The sequence below is a fragment of the Paenibacillus puldeungensis genome, assembly GCF_042678945.1.
Classification (GTDB): domain Bacteria; phylum Bacillota; class Bacilli; order Paenibacillales; family Paenibacillaceae; genus Fontibacillus; species Fontibacillus puldeungensis.
This window is the reverse complement of sequence record NZ_JBHTLM010000039.1, coordinates 1-13,569: the sequence shown is the minus strand read 5'-3', so window position 1 is coordinate 13,569 and position 13,569 is coordinate 1. Positions and strand designations below refer to the sequence as shown.

12 protein-coding genes are annotated in these 13,569 nt (G+C 52.0%); 1 reads left to right on the top strand and 11 read right to left on the bottom strand.

The window, feature by feature from the left end; translation table 11 throughout:
* Window positions 1-474 precede the first annotated feature (474 nt).
* The 11 genes from ACFQ3W_RS25855 to aroC form a co-directional block, all read right to left on the bottom strand.
* Window positions 475-1,569, bottom strand: coding sequence for a prephenate dehydrogenase (locus ACFQ3W_RS25855; protein WP_379322125.1), 1,095 nt, complete (start codon window positions 1,567-1,569; stop codon window positions 475-477).
* A 50-nt stretch (window positions 1,570-1,619) separates the two neighbouring features.
* On the bottom strand, window positions 1,620-2,702 hold the full coding sequence (gene hisC / locus ACFQ3W_RS25850; RefSeq protein WP_379322124.1) for a histidinol-phosphate transaminase: 1,083 nt from the start codon (window positions 2,700-2,702) through the stop codon (window positions 1,620-1,622).
* A gap of 26 nt (window positions 2,703-2,728) precedes the next feature.
* Window positions 2,729-3,550, bottom strand: a complete 822-nt coding sequence (gene trpA, locus ACFQ3W_RS25845; RefSeq protein WP_379322123.1) for a tryptophan synthase subunit alpha — start codon at window positions 3,548-3,550, stop codon at window positions 2,729-2,731.
* Window positions 3,547-4,746, bottom strand: a complete 1,200-nt coding sequence (gene trpB / locus ACFQ3W_RS25840; RefSeq protein ID WP_379322122.1) for a tryptophan synthase subunit beta — start codon at window positions 4,744-4,746, stop codon at window positions 3,547-3,549. Before trpB ends, trpA begins: the two co-directional genes overlap by 4 nt.
* Entirely contained in the window at window positions 4,743-5,411 is a 669-nt protein-coding gene (locus ACFQ3W_RS25835) for a phosphoribosylanthranilate isomerase (protein ID WP_379322126.1), read from the bottom strand. Before ACFQ3W_RS25835 ends, trpB begins: the two co-directional genes overlap by 4 nt.
* On the bottom strand, window positions 5,404-6,246 hold the full coding sequence (gene trpC / locus ACFQ3W_RS25830; RefSeq protein ID WP_379322121.1) for an indole-3-glycerol phosphate synthase TrpC: 843 nt from the start codon (window positions 6,244-6,246) through the stop codon (window positions 5,404-5,406). Before trpC ends, ACFQ3W_RS25835 begins: the two co-directional genes overlap by 8 nt.
* The gene (trpD, locus tag ACFQ3W_RS25825; protein WP_379322120.1) at window positions 6,236-7,276 is read right to left on the bottom strand and encodes an anthranilate phosphoribosyltransferase; all 1,041 of its coding nucleotides are present in this window, start codon (window positions 7,274-7,276) and stop codon (window positions 6,236-6,238) included. Before trpD ends, trpC begins: the two co-directional genes overlap by 11 nt.
* Before the next feature lie 16 nt (window positions 7,277-7,292).
* A complete protein-coding gene (gene trpE, locus ACFQ3W_RS25820; protein ID WP_379322119.1) occupies window positions 7,293-8,855 on the bottom strand; it encodes an anthranilate synthase component I in 1,563 nt (520 codons plus the stop codon).
* Between the two features lie 422 nt (window positions 8,856-9,277).
* A complete protein-coding gene (aroH, locus tag ACFQ3W_RS25815; protein WP_379322118.1) occupies window positions 9,278-9,652 on the bottom strand; it encodes a chorismate mutase in 375 nt (124 codons plus the stop codon).
* Entirely contained in the window at window positions 9,645-10,748 is a 1,104-nt protein-coding gene (gene aroB, locus ACFQ3W_RS25810; protein ID WP_379322117.1) for a 3-dehydroquinate synthase, read from the bottom strand. Before aroB ends, aroH begins: the two co-directional genes overlap by 8 nt.
* Window positions 10,748-11,917, bottom strand: coding sequence for a chorismate synthase (aroC, locus tag ACFQ3W_RS25805; protein ID WP_379322116.1), 1,170 nt, complete (start codon window positions 11,915-11,917; stop codon window positions 10,748-10,750). The genes aroB and aroC overlap by 1 nt, the downstream gene beginning before the upstream one ends.
* Window positions 11,918-12,122: 205 nt before the next feature.
* Here aroC and ACFQ3W_RS25800 point away from each other — a divergent pair, with 205 nt between their 5' ends.
* A complete protein-coding gene (locus ACFQ3W_RS25800; RefSeq protein WP_379322115.1) occupies window positions 12,123-12,965 on the top strand; it encodes a hypothetical protein in 843 nt (280 codons plus the stop codon).
* Window positions 12,966-13,569: the final 604 nt, after the last annotated feature.

Here is a 13,569-nt window from a genome sequence, read left to right as displayed (position 1 = left end):
AGCGCCACACTGACATTTGCCGAATTCGATCGGTTATTTACTTTGCAATTATTGCCACCGGAGTGGAGAGTGTATTTGGCTAACAACGCGGCCTCCTCTTCCATAATTTAGTTAATCAACAGGCGTGTATAAAATGCAGCTAAATTTCATTCCGTTTACCCGGATGGAGCCCCCCTGGCTGTAATCGCACTTTGGGCTATAATTTGTTCCCTATTTCCAGTGTTCAAACCCCTAAACCGATACAGGAAGCAGGCTGCTTTATGTTCTCCTGAAAGAGTTAAAGCGCAAAAAAAAGACCGCTTCTTACGAAGCGGCCCTTGCTCACCATCGAGCAAAAGTTATTGGATAGGAGTGGAGAGAAACCATACTGTACTTTTATTATATTGTATACGTTTTCATTATGTCAATACATTTTTTTGTACGCTTACATTTCCAGCGGAAAAGCCAAAATTTAGCTTTTCCGCTGCTCACCTTTTAAACGTATACGGTATAACCTAATGATTGCAGATGCTCTTTTGCCCGCTCCATTTCCCCTTCTTGGCGGAAAGACAGGCGCAGCACCCCCGGGACATCCTCCCGGCTTTCGATAATCTGCATATTGCTCAAGTTGATGTGGCGAACGCCCAGCTCCGTAGCGATTTGTCCAATAATCCCCGGATGGTCCGGTACGTCGATATAAATGTCAAACAGCGAAGTGATCGTCCCTTTTCGGCGTTCAGGAAGCTCTCCGCGGAATAGGTTAGCTTTTTGAAATGCCTCCTCAATCCCTTGTCCGTCCTGATCCTCAAGCAAGGAAATGAAGCCCCCGATCTCCTGGTTCCAGTCCTTTAGCAGGTGCAATAGCACCTGCCGATTGCTAAGCAGAATATCCCGCCAAATCACGGGATCGCTGGACGCAATTCTCGTGATGTCCCGGAAACCGCCGGCGGCAAGCATTCGATATAGCCCGTTAGAGCTGTTGTAGTCGCACACCTGGTTCACCAGCGCTACCGCAATAATATGCGGCAGGTGGCTGATCGCGCCGACGATTTCATCATGCATCACGGGATCGACCCGGACAATTTGCGCCTTGGTATAGGCCAAAAGCTGCTCCAGCCGTTCATAGGCCTCCTCCGGCACATCAGGTGATGGAGTTAGGACATAGTAGGCATTCTCAAACAGCAAGGTTGAGGCTGCTTCTACGCCGGACCGCTCCGAGCCAGCCATCGGATGGCCACCGATAAAATGCACGCCCGGACGCGACAGGCTCGCAGCGCGGGCGGCCACCGCCGCCTTGGTACTGCCCACATCCGTGATGATACAGCCGGGCTTCAGTGAAAGGTTATTCAGCTTCTCCAAATATTCCTCGAGATTTCCGACCGGTACGCACAAAAAAATAAAATCGGCGTCCGAGGCCGCCTCTTCCATGGAAAGCGTCGCGGCGTCCACGACGCCGCGCTCCATAATACGCTTTAAAGATTCCGGACGATGGCAGTGGCCGACGACGGTTAATCCCGGCTTGCCTTTCAGGCAAAGCGCCAGCGAGCCTCCGATTAAACCTACTCCAAAAATGGCAATTTTCGTTGTCATATTTTTCACACTCGTTTTCTGCAAATGAACCGGTTAGCGCTGCGTTGTTCTTACTCGCCAAGCACCTGTTCCAACGCGGTAATGAATTTCTGATTCTGCTCATCTGTGCCGACACTCACCCGAATGTAATTCGGGTATTTAGAAAAACCGGCCCGAACGATAATGCCAAGCGTAAGTAACGACTGGAACATTTCTACAGCCGGCCGCTTTACGTCCACCATTATAAAGTTGCCGTGTGCCGGAAAATAAGCCAGGTTCAACCGTTGAAATTGGCTGAACAAATAGTCTATTCCGCGGCTGTTTTTAGTCCGGCAATCGTTAACGAACTCCTGATCAGCTAAGGCTGCCTTTGCTGCCGCCTGCGCAATCCGGGTCGTATTAAACGGCTCACGCACCTGATTGATCAGCTTAATGACACCGATCTGTCCAACGCCGTACCCTATACGCAAAGAGGCTAATCCGTAAATTTTCGAGAACGTTTTAAGCACAACTAGGTTCGGATACTTATCAAGCAGAGCGATCCCCTCCTGATAGGAGGCATCGGTCACGAATTCAGCATACGCCTCGTCCAGGACGACCAGCGCTTGACCAGGCACCCGATCAAGGAATGAGATCAATTCGGACTTCGAAACAATCGTTCCTGTCGGATTGTTTGGATTGCAAATCCAAATGATTTTCGTACGCGTGCTTACATGGCTTAGCATGGTCTCCAAATCGTGAGCGCCATTTTTCAGCGGCACCTCGATACTTACTGCACCCTCTATATCCGCATTGCTCTTATATACCGAAAACGTCTGATCCGCCATGATCGTCTCGTCACCCGGCAAAAGAAAAGCCCGCGCAATAAGCGCAATGATTTCATCTGAGCCGCAGCCGAAAATGATTTGTTCGCGGCTGACGCCAAGGTGATCCGCAAGAGCAGCCGTTAATTCCGCGGCGCTGCCATCGGGATATAGGCTAATTTGCGACAGCTCATGCTCAATCGCCGCGCGAACGCGGGGGGAACAGCCGTATGGGTTTTCATTAGAAGCGAGCTTGATGACCTCGTCGAGGCCAAGCTCTCTTTTAACTTCCTCAATAGGCTTGCCCGGTTGATATACCGGTAAATTTACGATCTGGGGTTTGGGCAACATGGTTTATCTCCTCCCTGGTACAAATTCTATATTCTCAATTGTGCCACAAAGTCTCGAATTTGCAACAAACCTTGCTCTTTCGTGGACTCGCTTCCCAGCAGAGGTAGGCTTTCTTCGATTTTACGGACGATCGCGCTCCCGACAACTGCGCCGTCACAAATGTGAGAAAACCGTCTGACCTGCTCAGCGCTGGAAATGCCGAACCCAACGACGACGGGCAGCTCCGTTTGCGCTTTGACGGAAGCGATAAATTCATCGACTACAGCGTCAAAGGCCGCTCTTTCACCGGTTACTCCCATGGAGGATACGCAGTAGACGAATCCCCGGGCACGGGTTAAAATTTCCGTAATTCGACCGCTGGAGGTTGGGGCTATGAGCGGCACCAGCTTGACGTTGGCGGCATCCGCTAGCGCCAGCACCTCGCCGGATTCCTCAAAGGGAAGATCGGGGATAATCAGGCCACTAATGTCGGATTCCTGCAGCATCTTGAAGAAACGCTCCAGCCCCATCTGCAGGACGGGATTATAATACGTAAACAGCACGAATGGCAGGTTGGTTCCCTGTTCTCTTGCCTTAAGCGCCGTTTGGATCACGGTCTCGATCGTAACATGATGCACAAGCGCCCGTGCGGACGCCCGCTGAATGACCGGACCGTCTGCCAAAGGATCGGAATATGGAACCCCAAGCTCCACCACATCGGCACCGGCTTGCTCCAGTATTTTCAGGATGTCAAGCGTAGTACCGAGGTCGGGATCACCGACTGAAATGAACGGAATCAAGGCCGTTTTCCCGGCAGATTTTAGCTGTGCGAACGTCTTGTCCAGCAAATTTACTGCTGTTGTACTCATAGCGCCTCACCGCCTTCCGTGTAGGCCATGATCGATTCTACGTCCTTGTCGCCGCGCCCGGAAAGACAGATGACAATTATATCGTCCCGACTCATTTTCGGGGCCATTTTCACGACTTGTGCCACGGCATGCGCCGATTCCAGCGCCGGAATGATACCTTCCTTCAAACAGAGCAGCTGCAGGGCATCAAGCGCCTCCTGATCAGTGATCGGATAATACTCAGCACGGTGAATATCCTTCAAGTAAGAGTGCTCAGGTCCGATACCCGGATAGTCCAGCCCCGCCGAAATCGAATGGGCCGGCTGCACTTGGCCGTATTCATCCTGCAGCAAGTAGCTCATCGAGCCCTGGAATACGCCTTTTCTCCCCTTGGTCATCGTAGCGGCATGGAACTCGGTATCGATCCCTTTACCGGCAGCTTCTACCCCGACAAGCCGAACTGCTGTGTCCTCGATAAAAGGATAAAACATGCCAATCGCGTTGCTGCCACCGCCAACTGCAGCTACGAGCATCTGTGGCAGCCGACCTTCTGCTTCTAAGATTTGCCGGCGCGTCTCGTCGCCAATCACCCGCTGAAAATTTCGCACCATCATCGGATAAGGATGAGGCCCCGTAGCAGAACCAAGGATGTAGAACGTATCCTGCACGTTGCTGACCCAGTATCTTAACGCTTCGTTGCAGGCATCCTTCAGCGTTCTCGTCCCAGACATGACCGGGATCACCTCAGCACCAAGCATCTTCATGCGAAATACATTCAGCTGCTGGCGTTTGGTGTCTTCTTCGCCCATAAACACTTTGCATTCCAGGCCAAGCAAAGCTGCTACTGTTGCCGTTGCAACGCCGTGCTGGCCCGCTCCCGTCTCGGCGATCACCTTTTTCTTCCCCATCCGTTTGGCCAAAATCCCCTGGCCGATCGCATTGTTGATTTTATGCGCTCCCGTGTGGTTGAGATCTTCACGCTTCAAGTAGATTTTGGCCCCACCCAGGTGCTCGGTCAGACGTTCCGCGTAATAAAGCGGTGTTTCGCGCCCGGAGTACTGCTTCAGCAAGTAGTTAATCTCCTGCTGAAAATCGGGATCGTCTTTATATTTTAAATAAGACTCCTCAAGCTCAATTAGCGCGTTCATCAACGTTTCCGGCACATAACGTCCCCCGAAAGGACCGAAACGGCCATGTTCATCAGGTACCTGTTTCATATCTCCTTCACCCTCTCCACAAATGCTGCCACTTTGGCGATATCTTTAACCCCGTTAGTTTCTACGCCACTGGATACGTCTACCCCGTCGGGACCTAGCGTGCGGATCATCTCCTGCACATTTCCCGAATGTAGACCGCCCGCTGCAATCAAAGGGATACCTTGCTGTTTAGCCCAGTTCTGGTACGGTGCTGCCGCAGCCCAATCGAAGGCAACTCCAGATCCCCCGCCATACTCCGGGTCGTACGTATCGAGCAAAAGCCCATCCAGCAGCCCGTCATACCGTTCAAGGGAAAGTTCGCCATGAACCGATCCGTCTTTTTTCACGGATAGTGCTTTGAAAACTTTCAGTCCAAAGTTCGCTTTCACTTCCCGGCAAAATTCCGGGCTTTCCGTACCGTGCAACTGCAAAACATCAAGCGGAGCTCGCAATAGCACATCTCTCAGCTCACGGATGGAAGGATTCACGAAGACGCCTACACTTTGCGGAGGAGCTCCCTTCGTCCATTGCTGTAATATGGGAAGCAGCCCCGCAGCCTGCAATCCGCTAATTTGACGCTTGCTTCGTGCGAAGACAAAACCGACATAATCCACAGGTAAGTTTATCATAGATTTTAGCACTTCAACGCTTTGAAGTCCACAAATTTTTACGGCCACCTTACCCATGAGTTGCTGCCTCACTTTCACTCCCCAGCCTGCTGCCTTTGCCTTTTTCGATAGGCCCCATCAGCTCATAAACGGCTTCTTCCACCTTTTCTCGGCGCATGAAGGTCTCTCCGATCAGAACCCCTTTTGCCCCGTTTACCGCTAAGAAGTCCATATCCTCCTTGGTCCGAATTCCGCTTTCACTGATCAGTGCTATCTCTTTTGGAATCCGCTTCGCCAGCATCGCAGTCGTCTCTAAGGACGTCTCGAAGGTACGCAGGTTCCGGTTATTAATCCCGATCAGATTAGCACTATTCAGTCGCAGGGCCCGTTCGAGCTCTTGCTCATTATGGACCTCCACGAGCGCATCCAGCCCAAGAGCCTGTGCCGTGTTCAGAAAGCTGCGCAGTTGCTGGTCGCTGAGAATCGCCACGATCAGTAGAACCGCATCCGCTCCAAGCAGCCGTGCTTCATAAATTTGCCGCTCGTCAATGATAAAATCCTTGCGCAGCAGCGGCACCTTGACCGCCTCATGAATCGCAGTCAGATAAGCGCCGCTGCCTTGAAAATACACCTCATCTGTCAGCACGGAAATACAATCGGCCCCGGCTGACTCATAGCTTCTCGCCAATTCTACCGGATGGAAATCCGGACGAATGAGTCCTTTGGATGGCGATGCCTTTTTCACTTCGGCAATCAGGCCCATCCCGCGTTTTCGCCCGCTCGTCAATGCTTGATGAAAGCCGCGGGTCGGCTCCATCCGAAGTATGCTTTTCTCTGCCTCCTGTAGCGAAAAAGATACCGCCAGCCTTTCAACTTCGCTCTTTTTCGTTTCAACAATTCGCTCAAGATACATAACTTAGTTCCCCCGTGGTCTGAATAAGCTGCGTAAGTTTCCCCAGCGCTTTGCCGGAGTCGATCGCTTCCGCTGCAATCACGGCCCCTTCACGGATGCTGTCCGCCTGTCCGGCCACATAGATGCAGGCTCCGGCATTGGCGAGAACGACATCACGGTAAGCCCCTTTTTCCCCTTGGAGCACTCTCCCGATAATCGCAGCGTTCATCGTTGGATCCCCGCCGATCATTTCACCGAGCGGATAAGTTCTTAGTCCCAGATCCTCCGGGTGAAGATCGTAGGTGATTACCTGGCCGTTCTTCAGCTCGGACACCCGGGTCGGAGATGAGATGCTGATTTCATCCAGCCCCTCCTCGCTGCTCACCACCAGCGCCCGCTTGGAGCCCAGCTCACGAAGCACCTCGGCAATCGTTTCCGTTTTACTCCGGTCATAGATCCCCAGCACCTGGCGGTCGGCGCCTGCCGGATTGGTGAGCGGCCCCAGCATGTTGAAGACCGTGCGGATGCCCAACTCCTTGCGCGGACCGGCCGCATGCTTCATGGATGGATGGTACAGCTGGGCGAACAGGAAGCAGATCCCGATCTCGTCCAAGCAGCGCTTCGCCTGCGCCGCATCCAGCTGAATGTTCACGCCCAGCGCCTCCAGTACGTCGGCGCTACCGGCGCGGCCCGAGGCCGAGCGATTTCCGTGCTTAGCTACGCGGACTGAGACCGACGCAGCCACAATCGCTGCGGTCGTAGAAATGTTGAACTTGTGAATGCCTGACCCGCCCGTTCCGCACGTATCCAGCAGCTGGCGCGTTTCCGTATCAAGCCGGCTGGCTGCTCCGCGCATCGCTTCGGCAAAACCCGTAATTTCCTCCACCGTTTCCCCTTTAATACGTAACGCTGTCAATAGTCCGCCGATTTGTGCCGGAGTCGATTCTCCGTTCATGATCGCTCCCATCATGATGCGGGCTTCTTCTCGCCCTAAATCCTGTCCTTGAATCAAGCGGTTGATTCCTTCCTGTACCGTTTTCTGTCCATTCATCGTTCTCTCTCCTCCCTTATTTTCCTGGGGTATATTCAAACAGATAGTCCTGATTAATTACGTCGCCAGCCTTAGGTTCCTTCGGGAACATCAGCTCGGCCGTACGAATCGCCGTCAGCAGCGCCTTCGCTTTATTGACCGACTCCTGATATTCGTTCTCCGGGATAGAGTCCCATACTATTCCTCCCCCGGCCTGCACATAGGCTTTACCCTGCTTGAACACGATCGTACGAATCGTGATGCAGGAATCCATATTGCCGGAAAAGCCGAGGTAGCCAATCGCTCCCGCATACGTTCCGCGGGCTTCCCGCTCAAGTTCAGCGATGATTTCCATCGCTCTCAGCTTCGGTGCCCCGGACACCGTCCCCGCCGGTAAGCACGACAGGAACGCATCGAAGAAATCCTTGTCTTTGCGAAGCTGCCCGGATACTTTAGACACCATGTGCATCACGTGCGAGTAGCGTTCGATTTCCATAAACGAATCACATTTGACACTGCCAAATTCTGAAACTCTGCCAATGTCGTTGCGGCCCAAGTCAACGAGCATCAGGTGCTCCGCACGTTCCTTCTCATCCTGCAGCAGCTCCGCCTCCAGCTCCAGATCTGCCTTCTCCGTAGCTCCGCGCGGCCTCGTTCCGGCTATCGGACGGGTTTCCACCCGGTCGCCCTCCACCTTGACGAGCACTTCAGGCGAGGTGCCCACAATAATCTCCTCGTCCAGCTTGAGGTAGTACATGTAAGGCGAAGGATTCAGCGTACGAAGCACCCGGTAGACATGCAGCGGATCGACCTCCGTTTCAATATGAAACCGCTGGGACAGCACCACTTGAAAAATATCGCCGGCCCGAATATACTCTTTGCCCTTCTCTACGTTGGCGATAAACTGCTCTTTTGTAAGATTCGATCTTACGTCTCCCAGGTCAGTCACCGCCTGCAGCGGTCTGCGGTTAAAGCTTTCCAGCGGTCCCTCTTGGTGAAGCAGGTCAGCCGCAGCATCGAGCTTCTTGACCGCCTCCTCATACGCAAGGCGAATATCCTCATCTCTGTCGCCTTCCTTGATGTGCACGTTCGCCACGAGCATGATCCGCTGCTTCACGTGGTCGAACACGATCACCTGATCACAGAACATAAACTGCATATCCTTCATGTTCAAATCGTCTACCCGGTGAACTGGGAGTTTCTCGTAATACTGCAGTAAATCATAGCCGAAAAACCCAATCGCCCCTCCGGTGAACGGCGGCATTTCCGGAAGCATTGGACTACGGTAGCCCCGCAAAATGGCCTTAAGTTCATCGAGCGGTTTGCCGGAACGCAGCGTCTGCTTCTGCCCGTTCTTCTCCACCGACACTTGGCCTTTCTTAGCTGAGATCATCAGGAACGGATCGGTGCCGACGAAGGAATAACGTGCCCATTGAACGCCACCCTCCACGCTCTCCAGCAAAAATGCACGTTCCCGCTGCGCAACACGGCGAAAGATCCGGATCGGCGTCTCCATATCGGCAAGCAACGTTCTGGTAATCGGAATCAAATTGTAATCTTTAGCTAAGGCAATGACTTGTTCCACTTGCGGGGTTGCCATGAGAGTTCACTTCCTTTTCGGGACTTGGAATTTAATAAATACAAACAAAAAAACCTCTACCGAAGTAGAGGTTCTGGGATTTGCGGTTTATCGAAAGGTCATCTACTCCAACAACGAAAGCTAGCGATCACAATCGGCGACAAAACGGGTAGGCATCCACCTTATGGCGGCCCGGGTACATGTATATACGTTCATTCCCGAAACCGTAAACCCATTCTGCTCATCGAAATAGATAACGCAAATAAACTATTCGCTATCGAAAAAATGACGTTTCTCTCAGCTAAACTCGGCTCATCTCAACTATTCTCTACTCAGCTCTAACTATAACTATTTACTCTCACTAAAAAATCTTAGCATTACTATACCTTATCCCGCGCTCGTTTGGCAACCATCATTTACTGGGAAGGTGCAGTAATGTCGTATTAAGAGCTGGATGTACTTAAATCCGGACGCAAGCTCTTAGCCTCATTTAAATAGATGTGCTTCATTTCCCGCTGGCTTTTGTTCGTATTGACCTGAATCAGCAGTCTAATGCACTTCGGAAGCCCACCCTTCACGGGAATTTCCGTGGAACACATGAGCGGAACCATATCCCAACCAGACAAAACACGGATTGCTCTCGCCGGAAAGGTCGCATCCAAGTCAGGCGTAACAGTGATCCACACACTGCAAATATCTTCCGGCTCGATTTCGTTTCGCTCGACAATTTCTTTTAGCAATTCCGCGGTAGCTTGAAGCATTTCCTGTTCCTCGTTGTGGGAGACTGTCGTTGCACCGCGAATTCCTCGGTTATACATGCTGTCCTTCCTCCTTCAGTTCCGCGATAACCCGCCGCACTTCATCCAGTGTGACGTCAGCGACAATCTCGACTTTGCCAATCTCTACAGGCAGCACGAACACGAGCTGCTGCTCTTTGAATTTCTTGTCGTGCATCATTGCCGCGATGATGGCATGCTCATCATGCTGCTGCGGCATCGCCGTTGGCAGACCGAAACCTTTCAGCACGCTGACCGTTTCTTCATATATCGATAAGTCTCTCCCGCGGTTGACCGCCAGTTTCGCTGCTGCGGCCATACCGATTGAGATCGCCTCACCATGCAGAAACTCGCCGTACCCGCCGATTGCTTCCAGCGCATGGCCGAGCGTGTGCCCCAGGTTTAGGATCGCCCGTAGTCCCTGCTCCCGTTCGTCCACGGACACAACCTGCGCTTTGATCGAGCAGCCCTGGGTGAGTCCGTAGCCGAGCGCCTCGGGATCTAACGCAAGCAGGTCAGCTGTATGCTGACGGCACCAATCCGCAAAGGCAGCATTCCAAATAAGGCCGTGCTTAACCATTTCCGATAGCCCGGCGCGGACTTCCCGAATCGGCAGTGTTTGCAGGCTGTCTACATCGTAAAGCACCATTTTGGGCTGATGGAAGGCGCCGATCATATTTTTGGCCAGTCGGTGGTTGACCGCTACTTTTCCGCCCACACTGCTGTCATGGGCCAAAATCGTCGTTGGCATCTGTACGAACGATACGCCCCGCATATAGGAAGCCGCCACAAAGCCGGCTAAATCGCCAACGACGCCGCCGCCCAGCGCGACCACGGCGGAATGACGGTCAAGACCGCCTTCAATTGCCGCTGTCATCACGTCCTCAAACACTTCGAGTGACTTCGATTTCTCGCCCGCCTTAACTACCTTACTGACCACACGGTAACCCTGCTCACTCAGCGATTTCGTAACGGTGTCAAGATACAGCGGAGCCACATGGTCGTCAGTCACAATGAGCACAGGGCTCTTCTTCGCGAGGCCATGCTGCTCAAAGAACTCCCCCGCCCTGCCGAGAAGGCCGCCGCCGATGTAGATCGGATAAGAACGCTCGCCTAAGTCTACCTGTAATGTTCTCATTAGTAGCTCTCCAACTGGGCGAGATAGTTTTGGTAATTACGCTCGATTTCCTCAATGGAGTCCCCGCCGAATTTTTCGAGAAACGCTTTGGCGATTTCCCAAGCCACCACGTGCTCCAGCACAACGCTGGCTGCCGGTACAGCGCAGGCGTCGGAACGCTCAACCTGAGCGGCGAAAGGCTCCCGGGTATCGATATCCACACTCTGCAGCGGTTTGTACAGCGTCGGGATCGGCTTCATCACGCCGCGAACGACGACCGGCATCCCGTTTGTCATCCCGCCTTCAAAACCGCCGAGCCGGTTGGTCGCCCGGTAATAGCCGCGCTCCTGGCTATACAGGATCTCATCATGCACCTGAGAACCCGGCAGCGTGCCAGCTTCAAATCCGATCCCGATCTCCACGCCCTTGAAGGCATTGATCGACATGACCGCCTGTGCGATCCGTCCGTCCAGCTTGCGGTCGTATTGTACGTGGCTGCCAAGTCCAATCGGCACCCCTTCGACGATACATTCCACAATGCCGCCAATGGAATCTCCTTCTGCTTTGATCTTATCAATATATTCTTCCATCTTCTTCTCCGTCTCCAGGTCGACAACGCGAACCGATGAGGCCTCGGTAACGCGAGCTAGCTCTTCCAGCGGCAATTGATGCGGTGGCGCCTCGATTTCCCCGATACGAATCACCTGCCCGGCAATGCGGATACCAAAACGCTCAAGCAGCTGCTTGGCAACAGCGCCAACAGCAACGCGTACGGCTGTTTCACGGGCACTGGAGCGCTCCAGGACGTTTCGAAGGTCTTTTAAATTATATTTAAGCCCTCCGTTCAAATCCGCGTGGCCAGGACGAGGCCGATGAACTCTGCGCTTCTCCTCATCCGTGCCTTCAATTGGCTCAATGTTCATGATGTTTTGCCAGTGCTTCCAATCGCTATTTTCAACAACAAGCGCTACCGGCGCACCGGTTGTATATCCGTGTCGAACCCCCCCAACGATTTGGGCGGTATCCTTCTCAATTTGCATCCGACGTCCCCGTCCGTAACCTTTCTGCCGACGGGCCAATTCAAAGTTAAGCGCCTCGAAATCCAGCACCAAATTACTAGGTAATCCCTCAATAATCGCAGTCAACTGGGGACCATGCGTCTCCCCGGCCGTTAAGTAACGTAAACTCATGATGCTGCGTTCCCCCTTTAAACTGTTAAACTGTAAAGAGCTAAAATCCGATGATTCCTTTGCTCATTATAATATTTCAGTATACGTTCTGTCACGTCTCGTTTCAATAACTACCTCTTTTGTAACAATCCTCATAGTGTTTTCCGAAGCATCATACTAATTTGAGATTGGCACCTATTACATATTTTGAAAGGATTCTGGGTATATGAAGCCGCTTGATGATTGTCTGAAATGGCTCCCGATCTTGAAAGAATGCGCCCATACTTACTTGAACGAAAGTGAATACGATCAGTTCGAATCTTTGTCCAGCGAAGAGGTCGCTATCCAGCTCGTAAATCTGCTTGAAAAGCCGATCATGAGCTTTACCGTAGTCAACGATGTCTATTTTAGGGCCCGATGGGCTGAAGTGCTGCAGACACTGCACCCGGAGCAAGACCTTACCCTGCTGGAGGTAGCAACCGGCGATGCCGACATGATCCCCCAAGTTATGGCCCGTACTCATCTAAACGGACGCTACATCACCGCCAATATGAACAAGAGCTTAAATGCCAGCTTACTTCGAAAAACCGAAAACCTTGGACTAAATCTTGAAGTTATTGAGGATGATGCAGCCCATATTGCTGAACACCTCGGCCACAATGCCGTTGATATTATCGCTTTCCAGCATGCCATTAACGATGTGATCCAAGCGATCCTATGCGACCGGGTGGGGATCGATACGACCTTCTCCGACTGGATGGAAACTTTGCCCCGGATGATTGAAATTCTTCAGCAGGAAATAGTGCAGAACACCCTTGAACTACATGCAAAAGAGCCCTTTTTGCAGCTGATCGATACGCTACTTCAGGTATTGAAGCCAAACGGAATCATCGCCATGAATCATTACATGTTCCAGTTGGATTTGGACTGGGGTTACCCCCCTGCTTTATTTGAGCATATGGTTCCCTTGACGCGAAAATGGCTGCGTGAAGTTACGGAATGCGAAGAAATCGCGGTGGACGGATTTGATCCGCAGTGGTGGATTTTTCTGCAAAAAAAGAGCAGCTAATCGTTCGAACTCCCTTACGGGATAAATTGGGCTACGATTGCTGGAATTCATAAGTAACAAAGGCGCCTGACGGCGTCCTTTGAGTTAGCTTAGACTTCTACATTGGAGGGATAGGAGGGATAGGAGGGATAGGAGGGATGGGTATGGAGTTTCACCCGCTGTTAATGTCGTGTTCTTATGGAATGGATGATAGGGTCAGAACACGACTTTAAAGGCGGGCCGTAAACTTTCCACCCCATACCCATTCCCTCTTCTGTTCTACTTCTTGCTCCCTGCAGCTTTTAAAAATCTTACCGATCTATTAGGCTTACTTTCAGGGGAGATCAGCCGCAGGCTTTTGTTATTGTCTCTCACCATCCGCTAGTAGATGTATTTCATACAGCTAATTCTGCATAAATTGAAGCTTTTGGAATTTTAGTTGCATTTCGTACACGTCTGTTGATTATCTAAATTATGGAAGGGAAAACCACGTCGTTGGCCAAATACACTCTCCACTCCGGTGGCAATAATTGCAAAGTAAATAACCGATCGAATTCGGCAAATGTCAGTGTGGCGCTCGGATGAACCTTAGCATTGCCTTGATCAAACAGGAATTTCAGTAGGA